Origin of the sequence: Staphylococcus kloosii (assembly GCF_003019255.1) — a bacterium.
Taxonomy (GTDB): Bacteria; Bacillota; Bacilli; order Staphylococcales; family Staphylococcaceae; genus Staphylococcus; species Staphylococcus kloosii.
Genome location: NZ_CP027846.1, coordinates 752,989 through 779,237, shown reverse-complemented (window position 1 = coordinate 779,237; position 26,249 = coordinate 752,989). Strand labels below are relative to the sequence as shown.

The window sequence follows — 26,249 nt, the reverse complement described above, 5'->3', positions numbered from 1 at the left end:
ACAATAGTAATCGAAAAAGTTAAATTACTCATTTATTTTTATTCAATACTAAAAAAATATTACATAATATTTATTAAAACATTTTGTCCAGTCAAACTTATTTATTGACTAAACTTCCTAATTGCTATAAATTTAACTTGTATCAAAAATAAATACAAGTAAATAGATAAGAGGTATGTATATGACATTTCATGATAAAACTGCTACTCAAGTAACAGGTATAACACTAAACGTACAAAATTTAGAACAAATGACGCAATTTTATACAAACTTATTAGGTTTAAAAATAATAGACGAACAAACAAATACCATAGTCTTAGCAATAGGAAATGGTGGTCATACTTTAACGCTTCAACAAATTGACAACCCTCGTAGACCATCTGTAACTGAAGCTGGTTTGTTCCATATCGCACTATTATTGCCTACTAAAGCTGATTTGGCTGATTTTTTACATTATGCATCTTCACAAGGTGCACAAATTGGAGGAGGAGATCATCTTGTCAGCGAAGCACTTTACCTTAATGACATTGAAGGTAATGGTATTGAAGTATATTACGACCGTAACCCTGAAACATGGCAATGGCAAGATGGTTTTGTAAAGATGGATACGCTACAAGTAGACGTCGAAGATTTATTATCACAACGTACAGTAGATGGTTGGACTGGTATGCCAGACGAAGCTCAAATAGGACACTTACATTTAAAAACGGTGAATCTTGAAGAAGCTCGTCAATTTTATATTAATGAGTTAGGGCTTCAACATATTTCAAAATTTCCACAAGCTTTATTTATGTCGACGAATAATTATCATCATCATATTGCCGTAAACACTTGGCAATCTAACAAAAAAAGAATCGATAATGATCAAAGTCTAGGACTTACTCACATTGATATTTATAAACCCAACACTACTCATAAAAATTTAACTAGTCCTGAAGGCGTTGCTGTTACTCTTCATAGTAATACGTCGGTAGTGCCAAACTAATAATTAATAACAAGTGCTAACAATGTCATCTCGTATCAGAGGTTGATTGCTAGCACTTGTTTATATTGTTATTTATTTACTACAAATTCTGAATCCCCATGACGTAATATTTCCATCGTACTATTTAAACTTCGTTCTACTAAATTTTCAACGGACTCATTAGTATAAAATGCGATATGTGGCGACAATAGTATGTCATCTCGTTCCATTAATGATGCTAATAAGTCGTCTTCAATTTCTTTAGAGCTCCAGTCTTTCCTAAAATAAGTTGCTTCGTTTTCGTACGTATCAATAACCGCACCACTTAATTTATTAGTATCTAATGCTTGTATCAATGCCTCTGTATCAACAAGAACGCCACGTGCACAATTAATAAAAATTGCCCCATCTTTAAAATGACTAAACATCTCTTGATTGAACATCTTTATAGTATCTTTCGTGGCTGGTGTATGCAATGTTACGATGTCTGCATCTTTAACCGCTTCTTGTACCGTATCTTTATATGTAATAAATTTTTCAGCTTGTGGGTTAATTTGTATATCATAACCGATAACATCACATCCCATATGATGAAATAATTCAGCAACTATATAACCGATTCTTCCAGTACCAATTACTGCAACAGTGAGTCCTTTAATTGGACGCGCCATAATCGTTGGTTGCCATCTAAAATCCTGTTTAGCAACGTGTTGTTGTACTGTTGGCACCTTTCTAACAAAATATAAAGCTCCTGTTAAAGCATACTCTGCTATAGAATTCGGCGAATAACTTGGTACGTTAGTAACTTTAATACTATTTGCTGTTGCCTCCTCTAAATCATACATATCAAATCCTGCGCTTCTTTGCGCTATTTGTTTAATACCCATATCATTTAAATCTTTTAGTAAGCTATTATCAAATGGACCATTATGACTTAAGCATAAACCATCATATCCAGAAACCTCATTGATATTGTCACGGGTAAGTGAATCTGGTACATAATCTACCTCTACATTATTTTCGTTTGCCCACTTTTCAACGAATGGCGCTTCATCATTACCGACATCAAATAATTTTAACTTCATAACTATTGCCCCTTTTTGATGTTGTTAGTAATGTTATACCCTGTATGTTACATTTAAAAAACTGACCTATGACTAGGCCAGTTTTAATTAGTTATACCATTCAACTATATCTTCTTGTGGCTGACGTACTTTGGCTTTTGGCTCTGTTTCTCTGTAACCAAACGCTACCATTGTGGCAGGTACGAAGTGTTCCGTATCAAGAATACCTTCATTAGCTAATAATTCCGTTACACCGTCATAGTCAAATCCTTCTATAGGACAAGAGTCGATACCTAAAAATGCTGCAGTAGTCATCATGTTACCTAAAGCAATATAAGATTGTTTACTTGCCCAATCGACTAATGTACGCTCATTATCATTAATGTGTGCACTTGTTTGGAAATTATCATATTTTTCCTCTACTGCAGGAATAGTTGCAGGATCGTATTGTTTTATATCATGAATCATATGTTGCACATAATCTGATTTAGAAGTCACATTTTTACGCGCTAATATTAAAACGAAATGGCTTGCTGTGTCTAGTTGTCCTTGTGCACCCCAACTAATTTCTCTTAATTTATTACGTAATTCACGATTTTGAATCACTATAAATTTCCAAGGCTCTAAACCTAAAGAACTTGGAGATAAACGCCCTGTTTCTAATATAGTATTAAAATCATCATCACTTACTGTTTTAGTTGCATCAAAACGTTTGGTAGCATGTCTGAATTGAAATGCATCTAAAATAGTTTCTTTTATATTTGTCATTACTTTGTTGCCATCCTTTCATGTTTAAATTTAACTATCGTTAGTATAATAGATACATTACGTATGCTTAAAATAATATGTTTATACACAATAGTTTCAACATATATTTATTTATTTTTGAGGACTTGCGTTTCGATAACAGTTAACACACCTTGTTCATCATTTGAAGGTGCAACATAATTTGAGACATCAAATAATGACTGATCTTCACTGTTTTGCATAACGTAACTATATTCTGCAAGTGCCAACATATCGTAATCATTATTTGCATCGCCAAAAGCCATCAATTGTGAAGCAGATAAGTCCCATTTAGCTAACAGTCTTTTTAATGCATTACCCTTTGTCATATTTGGAATAATAACATCGACACTATCACGTCCACTAGAAACAAGACCGATGTCATTTTCAAATTTTTCTTGTAACTCTGTGTCTAATTTTGGATGTGTTTGTCTATTAATGTTAAAAGCAACTTTAACATATTCATCTTGAGGCAACGTGGCAAATGAATCTATTTCTTGTAGTTGTCTATAATAGAAATGTGCATCTTTTTTAAATTTATCATCTGTACTTTTTAATATGTAAGCACTTTTTAGACCACAAACAATAATTTCTGACATACCTCGTTCGAAATGTATATAATCAATTAAATTTTTATAAACATCAAAATCAAAAGCTTTATAATCATATAATTCATTTCCGTTATAAATTACCGCCCCATTTTCCGCAATAAAAAACATATCACGTTCTCCAAATATCGATAATAATTTGGCATATTGATTACCACTTGCAGCGATAAATTTTGTACCTTGTTGTTGTAATTGTTGGAATATACGATTAAAACGTGTTTCATCATAGTTCTTATTGCTATCTAAAAATGTTCCATCCATATCAACTGCGATTGCTTTTATCATATTTACCCCTCAAAGTTTTATTTTGTATTTATGTTCATTATATATATTTCAAATATGCTTTCAAAGTAACAATACATGAAATAAAAAAAGTCTAGATTAAGTTATTACCATCATAGTAATATACTTAATCTAGACATATGAGTTATTCGCTTAATTGTTGGACAAAAGTAGCATAGTCCTGCTGATTAGCTTCTAGTAATTCTGAATCGATATTCAAAGTACTATATAGTTTATGCGTAGCGACATATTGAGCACCTACGAATCTCGCTGTTGCCTTTAAAGGTGTTAGCAACGTATCGATTGTATATTGTACATTTCCCTCTGTAGTATACGCCGACTCGGGTGATCCTATTGAAACTGCAGCTGCAAACTTTTTATCTTTCAACGCGTTACCTGTTGAGCCGTATGCCCAACCGTAAGTGAATACTTCATCAAAGTATTGTTTTAATAATGGCGGATAACTATACCAATATAATGGAAATTGGAAAACGACATTATCATGAGCAGCTAAACGTTCTTGCTCTTTAGCAACATCTATTTTCCCATCTGGGTAAGTAGCATAAAGCTCATGAATTGTAACAGATTCTCCAATATTTGTTAGTTTTTCTTTCCAAGCTTTGTTTACTGTTGAATTATCAATATCTGGGTGAGTTATGATGACTAAGGTTGACATTAATTTCTTCCTCTCTATGTTAGTTAATTAATACCAACCTATATTACATAACCACACCATTTTTGCATAATTTTTTGCCTGAAAATTTTAACTTAAGCTTTCGCTTCTGTATTTTTAACTTTAGATATATATGTTGAAGGTTTATTTTTCTCATAGATTGTAAGTCCAGTAATATCTTTATTATATTTTGGTGCCAAGAAGCTAGCAAAGTATGAGGCACCAAATGCGATAACAAATGATAAGATTGAAACGATAAATGGTGAGTTATCTCCACCAAATTTATTCATTGTATATGCGACTATCGCCCCTAAAATTAAACCAACGATAATACCAAAGCTGTTTGCACGTTTCGTAAAAATACCTACGGCGAACACACCTGCTAATGGTACACCAAATAGTCCAGTAATTAATAAGAATAAATCCCATAAATCGTTTGAATTTGACGCGATGAGGTAAAGTGACATTACATAACCAAAGATCCCTGCAATGATAATGACCCATCTGGCAAATTTAACTTCTTCTTTTTCGCTTCTTTTACTAAAGAATCTATGTTTAATATCAACAGATAAACAAGCTGAAATTGAATTCAAGCTTGATGAAATTGTTGACTGTGCAGCAGCAAATATTGCAGCAATAACAATTCCACCTACAAATGGAGGCATTTCAGTTAATACAAAGTACGGTACGATTGAAGATGTATTAAAACCTTTTGGCAGACTATCCGCATGACGATAGAATGAATACAACATTGTACCCATACCATAGAAAATTGGTGCAGAGATAATTACTAATACGCCGTTTGTCCATAAAGATTTAACTGTTTCTTTAAATGAAGGTGATGCTTGATAACGTTGTACAACATCTTGACTCGCCGTATATTGATGCAAATTATTAAAAATATTCCCAATAAAAATAACAGGTATTGCTGCTGCGGCGCTGTTAATTTTCCAGTTATCGGCACTAATGACTTTATTATGCTCTATTGCATCGTGAGCCATTATATGGAAACCGCCAGGCATATAAATAATACCAAGAACGATAATTAAAATTGCTCCACCTAATAAAATAACACCTTGGATAAAGTCACTCCATACGACCCCTTCAAAACCACCAAGGAAGGTATAAACGATACATAATAAACCTACTAAAGTAACTACAAGATATGGATTCATATCAGATACTGAAGTAATAGCTAATGTTGGTAAATAAATTACGATAGCTATTCGACCTAAATGGAACAGGACAAATAGTAATGATCCAATTACTCGAATACTCGGTCCAAAACGTGCTTCTAAATATTCATAAGCTGAGGTGATTTTAAGTTTTTTAAAGAATGGTACATAAAAATAAATTAGTAATGGAATAATAGCAATAATTGCTACATTACCTGCGATATAAGACCAATCTGTTAAAAACGCTTTTTCTGGTGTAGACATATAAGTAATGGCACTTAATGTCGTTGCGTAAATAGAAAAACCTACAGCCCAAGATGGTAATCTACCACTTGCAGTAAAGAAACTTTCGGTATTTTTACCTGCACGCTTAGTAAAGTATGCACCTACTAATAACATGATAAACAGATAGATAAATAACGCGACCCAGTTCCATGCGCCAAATCCCACTTGTTGCATAATAGCTCATCCCCTTTGCTACATTCTATAGATTATATTGTTTAATTAATGTTTCTAATCTTTGTCTATTGTCTTCATTAAATGGTTTAAATGGACGTTTTGGCAAACCACTTTCTAATCCTCTAGAAGCAAGAATTTCTTTTAATGAACCATGCAGACCCATTTCTAATACAGGTGCAATAATGTCGTTAGTTTCATGTTGTAATTCATATGCTTTGTCGATATTACCTTGTTGTGCATTTTCAAAAATTTCACGTGCACGTTTACCGTTAACGTTGTAAGTAGAACCGATAGCACCATCAACGCCTGAAATTGCTGCCTGAACTAACATTTCATCAAAACCGGAAAGGATTAATTTATCTGGGAAGTTTTTACGAATTCTTTCAAGTAAGAAGAAATCAGGAGCAGTGTATTTAACGCCAATAACTCTTTCGTTTGAGAATAACTCTTCGAATTGATCCATTGAAATATCAACACCTGTTAATCCTGGAATCGCATAAATAATTAAGTCATTTTGAGTTTCTTTAATAAGTTCGAAATAGTAATCTTTGATTTCTTCGAATGAGAAAGGATAATAGAACGGTGTTACTGCAGAAATTGCATCGTAGCCTAATTCTGTAGCATATTTACCTAACTCGATTGCTTCATTTAAGTCTAAAGAACCAACTTGTGCGATTAATTGCGCTTTATCTCCAACCGCTTCTTTAACAATTTTGAAGATTTGCTTTTTCTGAGCAGTACTAATTAAAAAGTTCTCCCCTGAACTTCCGTTAACATACAAGCCGTCTAAACCTTCATTATCTATAGCATTTAATGCAAATTCTTTTAAAGCTTTTTCTTTAACTCGACCTTGTTCATCATAAGGAACTAATAATGCTGCATATAAACCTTTCATTTCTTCACGCATAATATAAAACCCTCCGCTTTCATAATGTCGAAACGTAACTATTCAATAAATAGTTCGTTAAAATTTTTACTTTACAGGTTGAATTGTAAACGCTAACATTTAACTTATCAATAGAATTTTGAAAATATTAATCAATTAAACGATAAGTTTCTGAAAATTTTTTTCATAACGAAGCGAAAAACACCTTTGAGGAGGAGCAAAATGAGTATTTATAAAGTGGCAGTTGATATTGGTGGCACAAATATCAAATCGGCAGTTATCAACGCCAATGATTTATCATTTATCGAAAATAACAGTGTGGCAACACCTAACAATGACACAGAATTAATCATCGACGAAGTTTATCGTATTGTTAAATATTATAAAGACAAATATGACATCTCTAATTTAGATTTAGGTATTTCAAGTGCAGGCGTGATTGACTCCGCAGCAGGAAGTGTAGTATATAGTGGTCCGACTATACCTAATTATAAAGGGACAAACTTTAAAGATTATTTGGCGCCGTTATATTCTAATATTGCCGTTCTTAATGACGTAAACGCGGCATTACTTGGGGAGTTAACTTACCATAATTATCAACAAGATAATATTTTTTGCTTAACTATCGGTACTGGTATCGGTGGTGCATTTTATAATCGTACTTTGGGGATTCATACAGGTGCCAGACACCGTGCTAATCAAATTGGTTATTTACTTTACGACAGTCATAGTGAAACGACTTTCGAAACGCGAGCTTCTACTTCGGGCCTTAAACAACTAATGGAAGTAAAAAATTATCCATACGATTCAAATGTAAAACAGCTCTTTAAAGATGCTAAACAAGGCGATACATTGGCTAACGACATATTAAACGAATGGAGCGCTTATTTAGCTGAAGGGATTGCACAAATACAAATTATTTATGATCCCGACGTCATTCTTATTGGTGGTGCAATATCAGCACAGGGCGACAATCTATTAAATTATATTGTTCCTAAATTAGAATGCTATTTACCACATAATTATGGTCACGCACAAATACAAACTGCTTTGTCACTAAATAACGCAGCACTTATTGGTGCAATAGCTAACTTGCTTTAATTATGAAAGACTCTTTCAATTTTTAAATAATTGTGAAATATAAAAAGACGAGACATCCATTGATGCCTCGTCTTATTTATTACAAAGTCACTACTATAAAACTACGCTCCCTATTACATATTTTTATCGTTAATGCTTTATAAATGCGTTACTTATACTTCATTATCTTCTTTTAACTTATTAAAAATAACATCGTCTACATAAATATCTACGTTTGGGTGTTGATGCAATATAGATGCAGGTAAATCAGTTGCAACATCACCTTGTAATAAGCGTTTAACGGCGTCTATCTTTTTAGCACCAAAGGCTAATAATACTATATGTTTAGCTCCCATGATAGATGATAAGCCCATTGATACTGCTTGGACTGGTACATCATCAACGTTATCAAAGTTTACACTATTAGCATGAATTGTAGATGGTGTTAAATTAACTACGCGTGTACGACTATTAAACGAAGTACCTGGTTCATTGAATCCTATATGGCCGTTTTCTCCAATACCTAATAGTTGTAAATCTATTGGCCCACACTGCTCAATTTTTTGTTCATAATTATATGCTTCCACTTCTAAATCTGGACCTACACCACTAGGTATATGAATATTATTGTCGTTCCAACTATCGTTATATTTAAATAAACGTTGTTGCATATATTCATGATAACTTTGCTTATCTTCGGGACTTAAACCTACATATTCATCTAAATTAAATGTTACAACATCATTCAAATCTAAATTATTAGCATTAATTAACTCAACCAAATATTGGTATAGTTCAGTCATTGTTCCACCCGTAGCTAAACCTAATACCGTATTTGGTTTTGAAATAATTAGTTTTACAATTTCTGTAGCGACATGTTCACTTGCTAATTGTTTATCTTTTAAATTAATAACTCTCATATTTATACCACCCATTTTATATAGCTTCATGTCTTATACATTATCTATACTATACTTCTTTATATTAATTATTGATTATTTTGCTCTAGTAATTCTTCGACTTCATTTTTGATAACTGTTACATGAGGTCCATAGATTACTTGTACACCATTCCCTTTTTGTACTACACCTCTTGCATCAGTAGATTCAAGTTTTTCTTTATCTACGACATCATTGCTTTTTAATGTGACTCTTAAGCGTGTCGCACAGCAATCAACGACTTCGATATTTTCTTTGCCGCCTAAACCTTCGACAATTGTTCTTGCACGTTCTGTAGCATCAACTTGTTGTACTGCAGCTTTTTCTTCTCTACCTGGTGTGTTCAAATTCAACTTCACAATCAATACTCTAAAAATAACGTAATAGAGTATAAACCAAATTATGCCAATAGGTATTACTAATAAATAGTTTGTTTTACTGTTGCCTTGTAAAACACCAAATAATAGAAAGTCGATAAATCCACCACTGAACGTTTGGCCAATCGTAATGTTAAAAATGTCGGCCATCATAAACGCTAAACCATCTAAAAATGCATGAATAATATATAATACTGGCGCAACGAATAAGAAACTGAATTCTAATGGTTCCGTAATACCAGTTAAGAATGAAGTAAGTGCACCTGATAACATCAGTCCGCCTACTACTTTTTTATATTCTGGTTTAGCAGTATGGTAAATCGCCAATGCGGCACCACATAAACCAAACATCATCGTAATAAAACGGCCTGACATATAACGAGAAACACCTGAATAAAATTTAGTCACATGACTATCGCCAAGTTGTGCAAAGAAAATATTTTGTGTACCTTGTACAAGATGACCTTTAATTTCCATACTGCCTCCAAGTGCAGTTTGCCAAAATGGCAGATAAAAAATATGATGCAAACCAAATGGTCCTAATAAACGTAATATAAATCCAAAGAAAAATGTGCCGATTACCCCCGTTTTATTAACTAAGCCCCCAACATTAAAGATCCAATGTTGAACAGTTGGCCAAATAAAGAACATCACAACGCCTAATACTATCGAAGCAACGGCAGTGACAATTGGCACAAATCTTGAGCCACCAAAGAAACCAAGATATGGTGGTAACTCAATTTTATGAAATTTATTATGAAGACTTGCAGTCATAACGCCGGTAATAATACCACCAAAAACCCCAGTCTCGACGGTTTGAATACCTAAGACCATACTTTGACCATGTTCTGGTAAATTACTTTTAGCTAGCGTGTCAGTTATGTTTAGCAAACCATTCATTGACGCATTCATGATTAGAAATCCTAACATCGCAGCCAAACCAGCAGTTCCTTTATCACTTTTTGCTAAGCCGATAGCAACACCAACTGCAAATATAACGGCTAAGTTTTGAAAAACAATATTGCCTGCCGACGACATTAAAGTAAATATATTTTGTAATAGTCCAATATCTAACATCGGATAGGCTTTTATTGTGTTAGGATTACTCAATGCCCCGCCAATACCTAATAGCAAACCTGCCGCAGGTAAAATAGCGATTGGCAACATAAATGATTTCCCGAATTGTTGAGCTTTTTCAAAAATGTTTTTCACTCTGCCACCCCCTGATTACCTATAATATAGCTCGAGCAAAAATTATTATCAATATACTTTTATAATATGAAAAATATTTTCAATTATTATAATCATATTCTATTAAAGCACTCTGTATTATTGATTTTTATCACTTAAAATAACATCTGTCGTTTTGTTATAAATTTTATGCAGATGTGCATCATCTAATAATAAATAACTAACTATATCGATTAAAAATAACGTCGCTATTTGTGTATTAACAAAGCGACTATCATTCGTTCTAGATTGATCAGTCGTAATTAATACTAAATCTGCACATTTAGTTAATCCGCTACCTTGGTAGTTAGTAATTGCCACGACAAAAGCGCCCTTGTCATGTGCAATATTCGCAGCAGTAATCAGTTCGTCCGTTTCACCACTATTTGAAATGGCGACGAAAGTATCGGAAGCAGTTAATAGTGAAGCAAATATTTTCATTTGATGCGAATCAGTAGAAACATTTCCTTTTAATCCCATACGCATTATTCTGTAATAAAATTCTGTTGCTGAAAGTCCTGAACTCCCTATGCCAGCAAATATAATTTGTCTACTACGCATAATTTGATTTACAAAACTCTTAATACTACTATCAGAAATAAATTCACCTGTTTGTTGAATCGTGTTTTGATGATAATTATGGATTTTTTGTATTAATGGGCTGTTTTCAATTTCATTATTCGTCATCTCTTGTAATAAATTAAATTTCATATCTTGAAAGTTTTCATATTTTAACTTATTAGAAAACCTTGTAACCGTAGCAGGTGATGCACCTACAGCATGAGCCAATGAATTTATAGTTGAGAATGTATCGTCAAACTCACTGCTTTTTATATATTCAACTATTTGTTTATCTGTCTTTGTAAATAAATGTTTATAGCGTTGTACTCTATTATCAAATTTCATTATGATATCCCCCTTTAATTTATATATATTGTAATATAAAAGAAAAACTTTTTCATTATAAGACAAACTATTGATTATTATTTTCTTAATGTTATATTGTACTTATTGTAAAAAGCACAACACTATTTTTATAAATTCTATGTAATGGAGCGTGTATATATTATGTTACCTCAGGGACTTATAGTTTCATGCCAAGCTTTACCGGACGAACCTCTACATTCGTCTTTCATCATGTCAAAAATGGCATTAGCTGCTTACGAAGGTGGAGCGGTAGGAATTAGAGCAAACACGAAAGAAGATATTAGTGCAATTAAGTCCACAGTTGACTTACCTGTTATTGGTATTGTTAAAAGAGACTATGATAATTCAAAAGTATTTATCACAGCGACGTCTAAAGAAGTTGATGAATTAATTGAAAGCCAATGTGAAGTTATAGCACTTGAAGCTACTGATCAAGAACGCCCTAAAGAAACATTAACTGAATTAGTAGACTATATTAGAACAGAAGCACCAAACGTAGAAATTATGGCAGATATTTCTACTATCGAAGAAGCAAAATATGCTGAAGAATTAGGCTTTGACTATATAGGTACTACGCTAAGAGGTTATACTTCATATACAAAAAGTCATAAGCTTTATGACAATGATTTTGAATTTTTAAAATCAGTGCTTGAAACCGTAAATACGAAAGTAATTGCTGAAGGTAATGTTATTACGCCTGAAATGTTTGCGAGAGTTACAGAATTAGGCGTTCATTGCACAGTTGTTGGCGGAGCAATTACAAGACCAAAAGAAATAACAAAACGTTTTGTTGATGAACTAAAATAATAAAATGAAAAAAGACTAGGACATTAAAGCGATGGATACGCCATTACTTTGTCCTAGTCTTTTTAAATTGCTTGCGCAATAAATATTTTTCTATCATCCCATTCACCTGTTTGTTTATTATAATTATCACAAGTGATGAGTGTTAGTTGATTTTTTTGTCCCTGATGTTCATCGAGTACATGTACATCAGAAGGCTTTACATCGTATATTTTTACTATTTTATATTTTCTTGTCTGATTGCCTACTTTAAAATAAACTTTACTATTCTTCTTGGCCGCCGGTAAATTGGTAAATTGGTAATGCGTTCTATCCGTAAAAGTATGCCCTGCAATGGCAATATTTTGATCATCGAGTGATTCATCGTCTTCTGCAAAACTCACACCACGATTAAGTTGTGTAGGTGTCGCTGGTCCTGGGTATACTGGCGTTTTAATTTTAGCGTCAGGTACAGAAAGAACGCCTGCCGCCTGCGATTTATCTTTAGGTATAGTTACCTTTGACTGATGTGTATGCTTTTTTTCGTACTGCGTAATTTGTTGCTGATCATGACGCTGTTGTAGATAATTTTCTATATGAGGCTTTATAAAAATGGCAATCGCCGCTAAAATTAGCAAAACCCCTATGACGGTCATGGCTCTGTTAGTCCATCGTTTCATGCATAACTCCCTTTATCAATTTAGTTATTATTAAATATAGCACGATATAGAAAATTTTTTAAGCTACAATTCGTTTATTTACATGTTAAGAGTGCTTACACTAATTTGCAATTATAATAAATTCCCTGTAAAAAGAAATTAATAAATAAAAACAAAGGGATGATAGTATGATACGTTTTGCTACTAAAGAAGATCTACCTGCCATATTAGAAATATATAACGATGCCATATTAAATACTACAGCAGTATATACTTACGAGGCACAAACACTTGAGAACAGAGTCCAATGGTTCGACACTAAAACAGCTAATAGTGAGCCTATTTTTGTCTATGAATTAGACAATAAGGCGGTCGGGTTTGCAACTTATGGTTCATTTAGAGATTGGCCAGCATATCAATATACAATTGAACATTCAATTTATGTTGATAAAGACTATCGTGGAAATGGCATTGCACAAAAATTATTAACTGAATTGTTAACTGATGTAAAAGCTAAAGGCTATAAGACCATTGTAGCTGGAATAGATGCCACAAATGATAAAAGTATACATCTGCATAAAAAATTCAATTTCTCTTATTCAGGTACAATCACAAATGTAGGCTATAAATTTAATCAATGGTTAGACTTAGCTTTCTATCAATTAGATCTAACTGAATAATTCAAACGCTATATTTTAACCAGTACATTAAGTCGGTAGTACATATCGATAGCTATGTTACTGGTTTTTTATTTTCTCATTTCTAACCATTTTACTAATTCATTAAGGTTATTCACCGTAATCGTTGGAGACGCACCATTTTCATCAAATATTTCATTATTTCTATTAACCCATGCCGTATCAAAGCCAAAGTTTGCAGCACCATTTACGTCCCACGTATTAGATGAAACAAATAAAATTTCGCTTCTTTTAACTTGATAATATTTTAATACGAGTGCATAACTTGCTGGACTCGGTTTATATTGTTTAACTTCATCAACACTCATGATGGCATCGATATGTTCTGATATAGCTGAATTATCAACTAAAGTTCTTAGCATATTATCATTACCATTAGATAATATAGCCAATTCTAGATTTTTATTTTTTAATTCGACAAAAGACTTAGGTATTTCTTTAAAATAATCTAAATGTAAATAACCATCGAATAATTTATTAATATCTTCTCTACTATGTTTAACTTCATAAACATCCAAAGCATAGCGCAAAGCGTTTTTTGTTACTTCATCATAACGAATATATCGTTGCATCACTTGTCTTAATGCGGCGTGGTGTAATTGCGTTTTTCTCCAAAGATTAGCTATTTCTTGTGCATGCTCAGCATCATACTGTTCAAGATAATTGCTAATTGAATTCACATCAAACATTGTGCCATATACATCAAAAACGATTACTTTATACATATCACTGGCCCCCTCTTAAACACACATACTTATTATTTATTTAGCCATTATTTAAAATTTGAAACAATACATTTGCTACAACACAAAATTGTTACCATCAATTTGTGCATGTTCGTTTCGTCGTTAGCATAATTTCTAATTGTTAATATTATATAATGACCTACCATATTCATTCATTCTACATGCATATTTATTACTAAAATTTATGTTTACTTCAAAATATATAAAACTGACCTCTTATTTTATTACTATTACACATTATCTAATTAATAATAAGTTATTAGCCTCCATAATTGTTAACGTAACAGTTAAAATAAATTAAACAACTAATTATATGAGGTTTTATTATGACGAGTACACTTTCAATTCTTAATAATGTTACTACGCCACTTAAGCGTTGCATTAATGAGGTCATCATTTTAATACCCCTTGCAGAAACAAATGTAGTCAATTTAAATGGCACCATCCACAATATTCAAAATGGACTTATAATTAATAATTGTGATCTTTACCAATATCTCCACATTAATGAACTTATTGAGTTGAGAATTCCCTTAACGTTATTTATAGAACGTGAACCGTCACTTGCAAATTGTTATTTCGATTTTGATTCGCTCAATAATCCAAATATATTGCATAGCATTCTTACGCGTTATCTATGCATTCATTATAGTAATACAACAATTTCAACGGGTGACATTGGCAGCATAATTTCCCTATTACTTAAAGAGGCGAAATGTACTTTGCCACATCAATATTTACCGCAGTTTACAGCAAAACATAAATTGTTGAATGATATACTAACTTATATTAATCAACACTTGAACGATGACATACATACTAAGACCGTCGCACAAAACTTTTTCATTTCACAATCTTATATTTCCATATTATTTTCAAATATCATACACATGCATTTTAAAAATTATGTAATCAGTCTAAAAATAGCACTATCATTATATGATTTGTTGTCACCAAACCAAAGCATACAAAGCGTCGCAAGAACATACAGCTTTATGAATTTAAGCACCTTTACTAAACATTTCAAAACATACTTGAGCGTCCCTCCTAAAGTGTATATTCATCAATTCAATAGTCAAATGTCCATTTGTCAAAGTTCTTTAAGCATCAACTCAATAACAAAGGATTATTATAAGTTGATTACACATAACCAACAAAAAACGACTACGCCATTACCTTATACATTAAATTTAAACTCGTCTGAGCACACTAAAGTATTACCTATACCCATGACGTTTATCACCATTAAAGACATTGCGATGTTAAGTAAGTTAATACATATTCAAGACGCTTATTTTAATTTAACGCATTTTACTAAGCCACATATATACATAGAACAACTGAAATCAAGTGACCTTACACCTTTCAATGTAAAATTGATATTAGCAATACTTCCTAAACTAAAAAGCAAAGATTGTTGTTTAGTATTGCCGATATATTCTTTAGAATTTTATCAATTAGTCGAACGACAATTATTAAATATCATAGCTAATGACTGTACTTACTACTCATATTATCAAGCTATTAAATTGGTTATACATAATGATGACTTATCAGATACACAACATGAAGATTTAAAACAACTTATACGTCATCGTTATCCTAATATTAGTTTAGGTGTTGAATTAGATAATTATATAAATCATCCACAAAGTAACTTTGCGTCCATTACTAATTTAGTGCGTGACTTAAATGTAGACTTTTATATAATTAACCAAAATTTCTCTACATTAATTTACAAATTAACTCACACGACACACAATACTAACGATTGTGAAGCTTTACAGTCATTTATCAAAGACCTTAAAGAATATGCTAAGTTACTCATATTCACCCGTATTTCTGTGAATGATATTAATAGTTATTTCAATTCTTATACAGAAATGACTACCGTAAAAATCGCACATTTTCTAATTGAATTAACACAACAAATAGGAGGATTGGGTTTCCCTTTCTTACTAGAAGACAATGATGATATTGCAATATTAAATACATCGACTAGCGGTCTATCGCTCGTTCACATATATAGCATGCTTCTACCGTTTATGGGGCAAAAGATTCAATTTCATGACTTAGGTTTGTTAATGACTAAAGATAATACCAGTGAACTATTATTTTACGATGGCGCTAATACTATGAATTATTCATTACAACATCTTATAACAATCAAGCATCAGTTCACGCGACGTTTTCAAGTGTACAATCGTGTATTAAAAGCATCAACAAATCAATTTACTAAATCTCTTTCTAACACGCCTTCTATAGACACTTTGAAAACAGATAAAATGTTATTACTTAATTTTAATAAAGTTAATAGTCCAATTGACTACGTAAAAATACATGAACCTAACGCCACGCTTGACTTACTATTAGCTAAAGGGACAATACATTATTTGAAGCTTTAGCTATGATTGCACTTCGTATTACCAAAAAAGAGGGTCACTACATAACAGTTGTAGTGACCCTCATGTATTAACTTACAGTGATAGTCCTTTATTAAAATTCAATGTTAAATTTGGTGCTTCTAATTTAAATGAGCCTTTGAACATTTTTGCCTTAACTTTATCTTGTAGTTCAATCACATACTTAAATGCTGCTTCATTACTGACTTTAGTTAAATAACCATAAGTGAATCCATCTTTCATAACGATAGAAGTTAATCCTTCAGTTAAAATGTAGTTGAATTCATTACATGTTAATTCTAATTTATGCTTACCTTGTGTAGCCACTGTGAATATCTCATCAACTTTAATTGGCGTCACATAGAACGATAAATTATCGTAATTTTTAGTGAAAAACGGCGTAAATCTGAAATATTTCCCCCCATATTTAGCTATAGTACTAGTTTCTGCTTTATATTTATATTCATTACGATCACTGCCAATGCGTTTATCAAAAGTCATTTCCCCTAGTGAAATTTCAAGTATAACGTCCCACACTTTTTCTTGTGTTAAATACGTCATCATATTATCCAGATTGGCAACAAATTTAAAACGATTTTGGTTATTCACAGATACTGGAACATAAATCACTTCATTCTTATTACGAGATAACAACTTAATTCTCATTGAAGCTGAAGCGTGATTCGGATCAAATATCGTTCTTAATAATCGTAATTCAATAGTAAGCAGTTGTTCATTAAAATCAAATTGCGTCATCTTCACGTCAGGCTTTGAAATATTTTTAAATGAGAAGAAAGGCTCGTTTTCAGCGAACTGAATTTTTAACGAAGTGTCTTCTAATTTTGAATTAAAAAATTCGCCATTTTTGTAACTTTGTTCGACAATTTTATAATGTTTAAAGTCTTTATTGCGACCATAATATAATAATGGTCGTATTTCTTCATTTACAAATTTATCTGCTTCTTTGGGCACTGTTTGCACGAAATCACCTAGTGCTTCCATCCATACTGCCGTTTGGTCAGCTTTTACATTAAGTGAGAAATTTCGTGTACGCGAAAATGAAAAGTGTCGTGTTATAAAGTGTCCAATGATTTCATTTTTATCTTCTAAGTCACTATTCAATATTTCTTCTACGATAAGCGTCATGATTTTATAAAAATCTATAGGCTTCACGTAAGCCGAACTCATATGCTCGCCTTCACGTTTCGTAGCGTAATAATACGATTTATCGGCTAGCGTTGCTATATTATCCGCATGAATATAAGCTTTCATCGTGAACAATTGGTCTTCCGCACTCTTTAAATCTTCTGGAAAATCGATGTTATGTTCTCTTAATAAAGCAGTACGATAAAACTTAGTAGGACTTAGCGTATAAACAATGCGTGAATGGGCTAACGTTAAACCGTCTTCTGTTCTCTTAAACATAGAGCGTGGCGCACCACGTCCATTAACACCTTCCATTTTTACTAAAACAACGTCAGAATTATTTTCATCTACAAAGTCAGATACATCTTGCAAGGTATCTACATTGATATAGTCATCAGAGTCGACAAAAAATACATATTCACCTTTGGCTAAAGCTAACGCCGTATTTCTAGGTTTACCTGGTCCACCAGAGTTAGTGTCTAATTTTTTTACAGTTAGGTTTAAATCTTTATTATATTTTTTCACTTTTTTTAATGTATCATCTGAAGAACAATCATCTACCACAATGACTTCAAAGTCATTACTATCGTATGTTTGATCTTTAAGGCTGTTCATTAATTCTTCTATATACGCTTCTGAGTTGTATGTTGGCACAATAATTGAAAACTTCATGCTTTATATTCCACTCCTAGAAAAATGAACTGAGTTTCAAAATAAATGTAATCACTACTAGATTAACTTAAGCAATAAACCTTAACTTAATTTATATTATTTTGCACTCAGTTCATATATTTTCATATTATTTTAATTAGCTACCAAATAATGTTCTTACTAGTCTTTCACTTGAACGGCCATCTTGATATTTAAAGTGTTTGTCTAAGAATTGAGGTACTTTTTCTTGTTCAAAATCTTCGTTATCAAGCGCTGTAATTAAGTCATCAAATGATTGTACAATTTTACCAGGTACAAACGTTTCATATGGTTCATAGAAATCTCTTGAAGTAATGTAGTCCTCAAGATCAAATGCATAAAATAGCATTGGTCTTTTGAATACAGCAAATTCGTATACAAGAGATGAGTAATCACTGATTAAAATATCAGTAATGAATAAAATATCGTTTACTTCGCGAATATCTGAAACATCGACAAAATATTGTTCGTACTCTCTAGGAATATTCAGTTTATTCGTAACAAATGGATGCATTTTAAATAACACAACTGCATTATTATCTTTACAATATTTTGCGAGTCTAGCAAAGTCTATTTTGAAGAATGGATAGTGTGCTGTATGGTGGCCATGTCCTCTAAACGTTGGCGCAAATAAGACAACTTTTTTACCTTTAATAATCGGTAATTCTTCTTCCATCTCTTCAGTTATTTTACGTTCGTAATCTTTATCGAATAAAATATCAGTTCTAGGTACCCCTGTAGGGATAATGTTACGTTCTTTAATACCGAATGCTTCACCATAGAACGGAATATCATTTTCCGCAGAGACGAATGCTTTTGTATAATTTCTATGGTTTACAGAATTGAAGAATGGTCCACCACTTTTACCAGCACGGCTATAACCTACTGTCTTGAAAGCACCAACAGCATGCCAAACTTGGATAATTTCTTGGCTTTTTCTAAAATTCACTGTATAAAGTAAGGGATGAAAATCGTCGACGAAAATATAATCTGCTTTACCTAATAAATACGGAAATCTAAATTTATCGAAGAAATTACGACGTGCTGAAATATTATGTTTAAAAAGAGAACGGATATCATATTTTTTATCAAGGTTTTGACGTAACATTTCATCATAAATGTACTCAAAATTTCCAGACATTTCAGCTCTTGAATCTGAAGTGAACAAAACAAGATTACCTTTTCTCATATGGAAAAATTTCGTCACATTAAATATTGTTTTAAACATAAAGTTACGAATATTATATGAAAACTTATTAAATTTCACTTGATATTCCATAATTTTCTTAGATACTGGATTTAATTTCGGTGCTGGCATTTTGAAAATTATTTTTAAAACAAATTCATTTACTTCACTGGAAATCATAGGTTTCACAGTATAATTTGTTTTCTTAGAATTTCCGCCTCTTTTAAACACATACTTAAAATGATCCAATAAGAAATTATTTTTACCATTTTGAGTTTCAATAAGTTCATATTTTTCTAGTTGTTCTTCATCTAATTCATAATTAGATGGATCTAAAAGTGACTCATTAATATTTGCGATGTAATCAAAATCACCTTTATATACTAGAAGAAATTCACCACTAGGTAAGTAGTTTCCATCGTCTAAAATAGCCACATTAAAACGTGCTGTGAATTTATTACCTTCTATTTTTACATCATTTGCATATAATTCTTTTGTTTCAGTTAAATTTCTTAACATGAAATTTTTGTTGTTTATCTCCAGTGCTTCAACGTGACCTTCAATAAATAATTGGATACGTTCCCAGTATATATCGTCAATTATTATTTTCGATTTACTCAATTTTAAAATCCTCTCTTTTACCATTCATGATCATTTATATTACATAGTCCATTTAATTACTGTTTTGCCCCATGAAGTAGATAAATCTGCTTCAAAGGCTTTAACAGCATCATCGATTGTTTTTACTTCAAATTCATTTCCTTTTAGCAAGGATAATTTTTCAACGACATCGGGGTTTTCTTTATAAAATGTAGCTATGTCTTGGAAATCTTGTGCACCACTACGGCTACTACCGATCATTGTTAACCCTTTTTCTAAAACTAAACGAGTATTAATTTCAACCGGGTATTCACTTACACCGAGTAAGCCAATGCTACCTTCGGGTGAAATTAAATCTATAATTTGATCGATTGCTGATTGGCTACCTTTGCCTCCGACACATTCGAATCCATGATCAAATGTTACGCCTTCTGGTACGTTATGAATATGATAAACATTCTCTACAAATGAAAAGTGGCTTAATTTATAATCTGTTTTACCAAACACATAAATTTTAGCTTCTGGGTATAATTTATGCAGCAAAATAGCAGTTATATAACCTAAGTTGCCGTCGCCCCATACACCAAAACTATTTTTGTTGGAAATTGATTTACGTTCAAAACGTTGCAATGCATGCCAACTAACTGAAACTAGTTCAGAAAAAGCAATCGTGCTTAAGTCAATATCATCTTCAACCTCAACGATACGGTCATGGTCTAAAAAGACATAGTCTTGCATAAAACCATCGAATCCACTTGATCTAAATTTACTTGTAGGTAAATAATTTTCAGCGATTACGTCATCTGTTTCTGTTGGCGTATTAGGTACCATGATTACTTTTGTACCCGTTTTGTATTGACCTTTATTATCATATACAACTTCACCAACACCTTCATGAATAAGAGACATTGGTAATTTCTTTTCTAATACGGCTTCGTTTCTACTACCAGTATAATATCTTTGGTCGGCCGCACAAATTGATAAATATAAAGGTCGTACGATAACTTTATCGCTTTTAATATTTTCATTATTGTATGTTACTTCAATTTGTCTTGGCGCTACGAGTTGATAAACTTGGTTAATCACTCAGCATCCCACCCTTTATGATTGAGTTTGCGACTTTAAGATCATAAGGTGTTGTAATTTTAATGTTATATAGTTCGCCTAGTACGAGTTTTACTTTTTTATCAGCAACGACTAAAATTTTACAAGCATCAGTAAGTATTTTTTTATCGTCTTCTGATAAAGCATTGTAACTATCTCTTAATAAATTTATATTAAAAGATTGTGGCGTTTGACCTTGATACATTTCGTCACGAACAGGAATAGAATTTATTGCTTCGCCATCTTTAGAGCTAATAATTGTATCAGTTGCCGTAATGACTGTATCTACTGCACCATGTTTAATGACTGCATCGATATTCTCTTTAATAATACGACGTGTTAAGAATGGTCGCACTGCATCGTGCGTCACAATAACGTCGTCATCAGTAATTTTATTTTCCGCTTCGATGGCATTAATGATGCTCATGATAGTTTCGTTACGGTCAGCACCACCTTGCACGACAACAACTCTTTCGTCAGTAATATCGTGTTTACGAAGTGTGTCTTTCGTATGTGAAATCCATTTTTGAGGAGTAGCAATATAAATTTTGTCAAAATCACTTGTTAATAGAAACTTCTCCACAGTATGTACAAGAATAGGTTTCCCATCTAAATCTAAAAATTGTTTTGGTAACGGAACGTTGCCCATTCTTGAACCTACGCCACCAGCTAATATTCCAGCATATATCATTTAATCGTCCTCCTAAGTATTCAATCTATCTGTTTAATTTAAATACAAATTTATAAATATTTTTTATTGCATAAATTGCAATCGTCATTTTAATTTTAAAGTTATATTTTTATAAGAATTATGTTGGCTATGAGTAATATAATAGCAATTTTCATTTATCATTTCTAGTTATATCTATTGCGCACAAATGCAAGTCAACCAATCTAATTTACCTCTATTTATATACATTTAAACACTTACGAAAAATTAATTAGTTTAAATCTTCATGTTCGCATTGTTTTAATTGAATCCAATCAATAATATCTTCGAAAATTGTACTATTATATTTACGCTCATTTAAAATTTCGTGTTCCAATGTATCATAAATACGTAACGATTTGTTTGTAGAACCTATTTCATTGAAAAATTGTAAAGAATCTTCATAGCTCACTAAGCCATCATTTAACCCATGCATAATAAGTACATCATCAACAAAGCGCTCTGCGTGCGTTTTTAACTTCTCGACACCACTATCAATGCTATATATTAAACCTCTCGAAATATGCTTAGCTACTAAATCATCTTGCTCATATTTGGCTTGTACGTCTTTATCAGAACAAACGCCTTCACCTAAAGCATTGTCGATATAACTATCTTTTGGTAATGTACGGTCCTCAAGAATTTCGCTAAATAATCCTTTAATATCACGAGTTAACGCGCCAGACGTAATAATGCCTCGTACTTGATTAGGATAAAACGTTCCATAGAGTGCTACAGTATAACCACCCATGCTATGACCAATCAAAAATATATTATTACCATATGTTGTTCGTACAAAAGAGATTATTGCCTGCAAGTCTTCTACAATCTGGCTATCATTATCATAATACGTTTGTGCACCTTCTGAACGCCCATGACCTCTTTGATCATATCTAATGACATTGAAACCATGTATCTGTAAACTATCTGCCAATGCGTCATAACGGTCTAGATGTTCAGCAAGGCCATGGACGATAATGATATTTACGCGATCATTATTGTCTTCTTCGTAGCCTTCATTAACTTTAGTATACAAATTCGTTCCATCGGACGATGTTATATGTTTGATATAGTTAATTTTAATCGCCTCCTAAATCAACCGTAAGATCATTAAGTTATACTAATTATATAACTTTACACTCAATATTAAAAACGATAGCTGAAATCATGGCTTAAATAACAATAAAAATTTAATATAGTAACCTTATTTTTCAATAGAGAACTATATAATATCTATCCCAAGCGCTATTTCATTGAATTTTTACTTTCAATTTACATTTACTTAATAAACGCGTGGTAATTTGTAAGTGTACACAGATATAAGCCATTTAGGAGGTTGTATACTATGCGTAAACCTGTAAAGTTAGCCATCGGTATTTATTTAGGGACAATTTTAATCATCTCTTGCAGTTATTTAATCTTAATATTAATCGGCAGTGTGCAAGGCAATGATATGAAAGGTGCTGTTACTGACGTTAGTCACACCGAACAAGTAAAAAGTTCTACTTCATCTACACCAAACAATAACTCACAATTATATAAATTCTCTAAAAATTTACAATTACAACTCGCAACAAATCCATCAGAGTATTATTTAACACATGCTTTATATAAACTTCCAATTCAAATCCCTTCAATTTCATAATTAAAACTATGACTATAAACCCTTTTATTTCATTAAGCAGTACACTTTTAGTTACAATTAAGATGAGATAAAATAAGGGGGTTTTTTTATGAGTAAATTTTCAGAAGATGAAAAGGTTCAGATTTTAAGTGATTTGGTTAATATACAATCAGTTAATGACAACGAACTAGATGTATGTAACTATTTACATCAATTATTCAAAGCACATAATATTTATTCTGAAATCATTAACATTAGTGACACAAGAGCGAATTTAGTTGCAGAAATCGGTTCAGGTAAACCTGTGTTAGGTGTCTCTGGTCATATGGATGTCGTATCGGCCGGTAATGTCGATAATTGGACTTATGATCCATTCCAATTAACTGAAGAATCTGGAAAATTATATGGTCGTGGTTCTGCCGACATGAAATCCGGTTTAGCTGCGTTTGTAATTAGTCTTATCGATATTCATGAACAAGGCTTATTACAAGAAGGTACTATCCGCTTACTTGCAACTGCTGGCGAAGAAATTGTCGGCGAAGGTGCAAAACTTTATCATAGCCAAGGCTACATGGATGATGTTGATGCGCTTGTTATCGCTGAACCTTCTCAAGATCGAATCATATATGCGCATAAAGGTTCTATGGATATTCGTGTTAGTTCTACAGGTAAAGCTGCACATAGTTCCATGCCTAAATTAGGATTTAATGCTATTTCTCCATTAGTGAAATTTATTTATAAAGCAGATGAAAACTTCAAAAAATTCGATAAAACAAATGATTTATTAGGCGATCCTGTTTTAAATGCTACTTTGTTTAATGGTGGTACACAGGTTAATTCAATCCCTGAATTTGCGCAGTCTGAATTTAATATTAGAACAATACCTGAACATGATAATGACCAATTTGTATCTTACTTCAACGAAATTTTAAAAGAAGTTGAAACGGAAGATACCGATATCGAAGTAGACACATACATGTCTCGTGATCCTGTTTATACAACTGGTAAAAATAGTTTAGTATCATTAGCACAAGAGATGGGTAGAAAATATTTAAATACTGAATTAGAAGCACTTTCATCACCTGGCGTTACAGACGCTTCGGATTTATTAGAACATAAAGATGAAAACTTCCCATTTATTATGTTTGGCCCTGGTCATATTAGCCAAGCCCACCAAGTTGATGAGCATGTTGAGAAAGACATTTACCTTACATTTATCGACCTGTTCACTGAAATGTTACCTAAATATATTAAAAACTTTAAATAACAGTATTGAATTAAAGCCGTCAATAATGTTTAGCAGCCCAACCATAATTATGGTGGGCTGTTTTTATTTATGGTATAAGGCTATTCAAAAATTTTATTAAACACAACAATCAATTTATAAAAAAAGACACCCACTATAAAACTGAATAGCAAGTGTCTTATATCATTAATATCTACTAATGATACGTTTTAATTGTTCAATTGTTTGCTGTCTTTCAGGAATTGGAAAGATAGGAAAAATATGAAACAAATTATATCCAGGAATAAAATCGTGTTTTATATTTTTGCTATTTAGCATTTTAGATAGCTTTAAACTATCTGGATAGATCGTTTCTTTTGTACCTATAACTATCGTAATATGACCTAAATCTTCTAAATCACCATTTATCGGTGATACTTTCCAATCTGTTAAAGGTAAATCATTGGCCCACAGTTCCGTAAAGAATTTACTGCCTTCTATGCCTAACATCGGATCTATCTTTTCATATACAAGCGCTTCTGGATTACTAAAACTAGCATCTAATACAGGTGAGATTAATACGATATTGCTAGGTTGTATTAATTTAGCTTGTTTTAAGTATTGTGCAAAGGACAATGAAATTTGACCGCCGGCAGAATCACCCATAATCGTGATTTGATGGGCACTTTCAACTGTAGTTATGATTTGTTTATAAATTTTCATGAGTAAATTAAAAGTTTGTTGATAATCGGCATGAGGCACCTTCGGATATATAGGCATAATCACTTTGGCATTCATTGATGAAGCTAACAAATCAATAAATTCAAAGTGTTGTTTTAATGGGTCTTGATACCATGCGCCACCATGAATATAGAGTATAACGTTCTGCTGTCTATTCTCTTGCGCATTTACAACATAAACACTCGATTTATCGATTGTATGTACAACAACGTCATTGCTGAAATTATAACTAGTACCGTCATATTTACCTTTAGTTGTTGCTTTAGTTTTTTCAAGTGAGGCTTGAGCATCCTCTATATTGGAGAAAGTTTTTTTCATACCATTTAGTCTAAACATTGTCTCAAATAAAAAGCTAGGATAACTCCTTTTAGCTTTTACTTTAGTATAAACATAAGATGCTAATACACTCGCACTTGCAATAGTTAATAATTTTCTTATCATTGTTATTCCTCCATAATGCTATTACTATTATTTTAAATGAAAGAAC

Annotated in this window: 24 protein-coding genes and 1 pseudogene; 8 read left to right on the top strand and 17 right to left on the bottom strand. The window is 32.2% G+C overall.

The annotated features are described in order from the left end of the window. Positions 1–181 precede the first annotated feature (181 nt). Entirely contained in the window at positions 182–985 is an 804-nt protein-coding gene (locus C7J89_RS03680) for a VOC family protein (protein WP_103295697.1), read from the top strand. Between the two features lie 68 nt (positions 986–1,053). Here C7J89_RS03680 and C7J89_RS03675 read toward each other — a convergent pair whose 3' ends face one another. From C7J89_RS03675 to C7J89_RS03650, 6 genes are all read right to left on the bottom strand, one after another. Next, the gene (locus C7J89_RS03675; protein WP_103295696.1) at positions 1,054–2,049 is read right to left on the bottom strand and encodes a D-2-hydroxyacid dehydrogenase; all 996 of its coding nucleotides are present in this window, start codon (positions 2,047–2,049) and stop codon (positions 1,054–1,056) included. Between the two features lie 87 nt (positions 2,050–2,136). Further along, a complete protein-coding gene (locus C7J89_RS03670; protein ID WP_061853702.1) occupies positions 2,137–2,796 on the bottom strand; it encodes an NAD(P)H-dependent oxidoreductase in 660 nt (219 codons plus the stop codon). A gap of 107 nt (positions 2,797–2,903) precedes the next feature. Then, the gene (locus C7J89_RS03665) at positions 2,904–3,707 is read right to left on the bottom strand and encodes a Cof-type HAD-IIB family hydrolase (RefSeq protein ID WP_061853703.1); all 804 of its coding nucleotides are present in this window, start codon (positions 3,705–3,707) and stop codon (positions 2,904–2,906) included. Positions 3,708–3,849: 142 nt separating this feature from the next. Then, the gene (locus C7J89_RS03660) at positions 3,850–4,380 is read right to left on the bottom strand and encodes an NAD(P)H-dependent oxidoreductase (RefSeq protein WP_103295695.1); all 531 of its coding nucleotides are present in this window, start codon (positions 4,378–4,380) and stop codon (positions 3,850–3,852) included. 92 nt (positions 4,381–4,472) lie between these two features. After that, the gene (locus C7J89_RS03655) at positions 4,473–6,011 is read right to left on the bottom strand and encodes a sodium:solute symporter family protein (protein WP_103295694.1); all 1,539 of its coding nucleotides are present in this window, start codon (positions 6,009–6,011) and stop codon (positions 4,473–4,475) included. A gap of 25 nt (positions 6,012–6,036) precedes the next feature. Next, positions 6,037–6,918 (bottom strand): N-acetylneuraminate lyase, encoded by an 882-nt coding sequence (locus C7J89_RS03650; protein WP_061853706.1) that lies wholly within the window; start codon positions 6,916–6,918, stop codon positions 6,037–6,039. A 201-nt stretch (positions 6,919–7,119) separates the two neighbouring features. Here C7J89_RS03650 and C7J89_RS03645 point away from each other — a divergent pair, with 201 nt between their 5' ends. Then, entirely contained in the window at positions 7,120–7,998 is an 879-nt protein-coding gene (locus tag C7J89_RS03645) for an ROK family protein (protein WP_172458999.1), read from the top strand. 152 nt (positions 7,999–8,150) lie between these two features. Here C7J89_RS03645 and nagB read toward each other — a convergent pair whose 3' ends face one another. The 3 genes from nagB to C7J89_RS03630 all read right to left on the bottom strand — a co-directional run bounded on the left by nagB (position 8,151) and on the right by C7J89_RS03630 (position 11,428). Next, a complete protein-coding gene (gene nagB / locus C7J89_RS03640) occupies positions 8,151–8,897 on the bottom strand; it encodes a glucosamine-6-phosphate deaminase (RefSeq protein ID WP_061853708.1) in 747 nt (248 codons plus the stop codon). 68 nt (positions 8,898–8,965) lie between these two features. Next, positions 8,966–10,504 (bottom strand): glucose-specific PTS transporter subunit IIBC, encoded by a 1,539-nt coding sequence (ptsG, locus tag C7J89_RS03635; protein ID WP_106884390.1) that lies wholly within the window; start codon positions 10,502–10,504, stop codon positions 8,966–8,968. A 117-nt stretch (positions 10,505–10,621) separates the two neighbouring features. Beyond that, positions 10,622–11,428, bottom strand: a complete 807-nt coding sequence (locus tag C7J89_RS03630; protein ID WP_103295659.1) for a MurR/RpiR family transcriptional regulator — start codon at positions 11,426–11,428, stop codon at positions 10,622–10,624. A 144-nt stretch (positions 11,429–11,572) separates the two neighbouring features. Between C7J89_RS03630 and C7J89_RS03625 the strand changes: the two genes are divergently transcribed. Next, positions 11,573–12,256 carry an N-acetylmannosamine-6-phosphate 2-epimerase gene (locus tag C7J89_RS03625; protein ID WP_258027135.1) on the top strand — a complete coding sequence of 228 codons (684 nt, stop codon included), beginning with the start codon at positions 11,573–11,575 and terminating at the stop codon, positions 12,254–12,256. Between the two features lie 62 nt (positions 12,257–12,318). On the opposite strand, the gene srtA is transcribed toward C7J89_RS03625, so the two are convergent. Next, positions 12,319–12,912, bottom strand: a complete 594-nt coding sequence (gene srtA, locus C7J89_RS03620) for a class A sortase SrtA (RefSeq protein ID WP_061853711.1) — start codon at positions 12,910–12,912, stop codon at positions 12,319–12,321. 167 nt (positions 12,913–13,079) lie between these two features. Between srtA and C7J89_RS03615 the strand changes: the two genes are divergently transcribed. Continuing rightward, positions 13,080–13,571, top strand: coding sequence for a GNAT family N-acetyltransferase (locus C7J89_RS03615; protein ID WP_103295660.1), 492 nt, complete (start codon positions 13,080–13,082; stop codon positions 13,569–13,571). A 68-nt stretch (positions 13,572–13,639) separates the two neighbouring features. On the opposite strand, the gene C7J89_RS03610 is transcribed toward C7J89_RS03615, so the two are convergent. Continuing rightward, positions 13,640–14,314, bottom strand: a complete 675-nt coding sequence (locus tag C7J89_RS03610; protein WP_061853713.1) for a haloacid dehalogenase type II — start codon at positions 14,312–14,314, stop codon at positions 13,640–13,642. Positions 14,315–14,661: 347 nt separating this feature from the next. Between C7J89_RS03610 and C7J89_RS13555 the strand changes: the two are divergent. Continuing rightward, a pseudogene (locus tag C7J89_RS13555) lies at positions 14,662–15,384 on the top strand (helix-turn-helix domain-containing protein); the annotation flags it as partial. 87 nt (positions 15,385–15,471) lie between these two features. Next, positions 15,472–16,740, top strand: a complete 1,269-nt coding sequence (locus tag C7J89_RS03605) for a hypothetical protein (RefSeq protein ID WP_103295661.1) — start codon at positions 15,472–15,474, stop codon at positions 16,738–16,740. A 72-nt stretch (positions 16,741–16,812) separates the two neighbouring features. Here the strand turns inward: C7J89_RS03605 and C7J89_RS03600 are convergent, their stop codons facing one another. From C7J89_RS03600 to C7J89_RS03580, 5 genes are all read right to left on the bottom strand, one after another. After that, the gene (locus C7J89_RS03600) at positions 16,813–18,555 is read right to left on the bottom strand and encodes a glycosyltransferase family 2 protein (protein ID WP_103295662.1); all 1,743 of its coding nucleotides are present in this window, start codon (positions 18,553–18,555) and stop codon (positions 16,813–16,815) included. Positions 18,556–18,691: 136 nt separating this feature from the next. Then, entirely contained in the window at positions 18,692–20,380 is a 1,689-nt protein-coding gene (tarL, locus tag C7J89_RS03595) for a teichoic acid ribitol-phosphate polymerase TarL (RefSeq protein WP_106884388.1), read from the bottom strand. Positions 20,381–20,419: 39 nt separating this feature from the next. Then, on the bottom strand, positions 20,420–21,445 hold the full coding sequence (locus C7J89_RS03590; protein WP_061853717.1) for a ribitol-5-phosphate dehydrogenase: 1,026 nt from the start codon (positions 21,443–21,445) through the stop codon (positions 20,420–20,422). Continuing rightward, positions 21,438–22,154 (bottom strand): D-ribitol-5-phosphate cytidylyltransferase, encoded by a 717-nt coding sequence (locus tag C7J89_RS03585; protein WP_061853718.1) that lies wholly within the window; start codon positions 22,152–22,154, stop codon positions 21,438–21,440. Before C7J89_RS03585 ends, C7J89_RS03590 begins: the two co-directional genes overlap by 8 nt. Positions 22,155–22,404: 250 nt before the next feature. Then, positions 22,405–23,250, bottom strand: a complete 846-nt coding sequence (locus C7J89_RS03580; RefSeq protein WP_061853719.1) for an alpha/beta hydrolase — start codon at positions 23,248–23,250, stop codon at positions 22,405–22,407. 267 nt (positions 23,251–23,517) lie between these two features. Between C7J89_RS03580 and C7J89_RS03575 the strand changes: the two genes are divergently transcribed. Continuing rightward, on the top strand, positions 23,518–23,817 hold the full coding sequence (locus C7J89_RS03575; protein ID WP_103296033.1) for a hypothetical protein: 300 nt from the start codon (positions 23,518–23,520) through the stop codon (positions 23,815–23,817). 88 nt (positions 23,818–23,905) lie between these two features. Further along, positions 23,906–25,063 (top strand): ArgE/DapE family deacylase, encoded by a 1,158-nt coding sequence (locus C7J89_RS03570; protein WP_061853721.1) that lies wholly within the window; start codon positions 23,906–23,908, stop codon positions 25,061–25,063. A 165-nt stretch (positions 25,064–25,228) separates the two neighbouring features. On the opposite strand, the gene C7J89_RS03565 is transcribed toward C7J89_RS03570, so the two are convergent. Next, a complete protein-coding gene (locus C7J89_RS03565) occupies positions 25,229–26,203 on the bottom strand; it encodes an alpha/beta hydrolase fold domain-containing protein (RefSeq protein ID WP_103296032.1) in 975 nt (324 codons plus the stop codon). Positions 26,204–26,249: the final 46 nt, after the last annotated feature.

What these genes read in the sequence shown, in the direction of transcription:
- C7J89_RS03575 (WP_103296033.1), top strand. Translation starts at nt 23,518, where the DNA reads ATGCGTAAACCTGTAAAGTTAGCCATCGGTATTTATTTAGGGACAATT.
- nagB (WP_061853708.1), bottom strand. Translation starts at nt 8,897, where the DNA reads ATGAGAGTTATTAATTTAAAAGATAAACAATTAGCAAGTGAACATGTC.
- C7J89_RS03625 (WP_258027135.1), top strand. Translation starts at nt 11,573, where the DNA reads ATGGAGCGTGTATATATTATGTTACCTCAGGGACTTATAGTTTCATGC.
- srtA (WP_061853711.1), bottom strand. Translation starts at nt 12,912, where the DNA reads ATGAAACGATGGACTAACAGAGCCATGACCGTCATAGGGGTTTTGCTA.
- C7J89_RS03570 (WP_061853721.1), top strand. Translation starts at nt 23,906, where the DNA reads ATGAGTAAATTTTCAGAAGATGAAAAGGTTCAGATTTTAAGTGATTTG.
- C7J89_RS03615 (WP_103295660.1), top strand. Translation starts at nt 13,080, where the DNA reads ATGATACGTTTTGCTACTAAAGAAGATCTACCTGCCATATTAGAAATA.
- C7J89_RS03630 (WP_103295659.1), bottom strand. Translation starts at nt 11,428, where the DNA reads ATGAAATTTGATAATAGAGTACAACGCTATAAACATTTATTTACAAAG.
- C7J89_RS03565 (WP_103296032.1), bottom strand. Translation starts at nt 26,203, where the DNA reads ATGATAAGAAAATTATTAACTATTGCAAGTGCGAGTGTATTAGCATCT.
- C7J89_RS03670 (WP_061853702.1), bottom strand. Translation starts at nt 2,796, where the DNA reads ATGACAAATATAAAAGAAACTATTTTAGATGCATTTCAATTCAGACAT.
- C7J89_RS03660 (WP_103295695.1), bottom strand. Translation starts at nt 4,380, where the DNA reads ATGTCAACCTTAGTCATCATAACTCACCCAGATATTGATAATTCAACA.
- C7J89_RS03585 (WP_061853718.1), bottom strand. Translation starts at nt 22,154, where the DNA reads ATGATATATGCTGGAATATTAGCTGGTGGCGTAGGTTCAAGAATGGGC.
- C7J89_RS03680 (WP_103295697.1), top strand. Translation starts at nt 182, where the DNA reads ATGACATTTCATGATAAAACTGCTACTCAAGTAACAGGTATAACACTA.
- C7J89_RS03610 (WP_061853713.1), bottom strand. Translation starts at nt 14,314, where the DNA reads ATGTATAAAGTAATCGTTTTTGATGTATATGGCACAATGTTTGATGTG.
- C7J89_RS03675 (WP_103295696.1), bottom strand. Translation starts at nt 2,049, where the DNA reads ATGAAGTTAAAATTATTTGATGTCGGTAATGATGAAGCGCCATTCGTT.
- C7J89_RS03665 (WP_061853703.1), bottom strand. Translation starts at nt 3,707, where the DNA reads ATGATAAAAGCAATCGCAGTTGATATGGATGGAACATTTTTAGATAGC.
- C7J89_RS03650 (WP_061853706.1), bottom strand. Translation starts at nt 6,918, where the DNA reads ATGCGTGAAGAAATGAAAGGTTTATATGCAGCATTATTAGTTCCTTAT.
- C7J89_RS03655 (WP_103295694.1), bottom strand. Translation starts at nt 6,011, where the DNA reads ATGCAACAAGTGGGATTTGGCGCATGGAACTGGGTCGCGTTATTTATC.
- C7J89_RS03600 (WP_103295662.1), bottom strand. Translation starts at nt 18,555, where the DNA reads ATGAAGTTTTCAATTATTGTGCCAACATACAACTCAGAAGCGTATATA.
- C7J89_RS03645 (WP_172458999.1), top strand. Translation starts at nt 7,120, where the DNA reads ATGAGTATTTATAAAGTGGCAGTTGATATTGGTGGCACAAATATCAAA.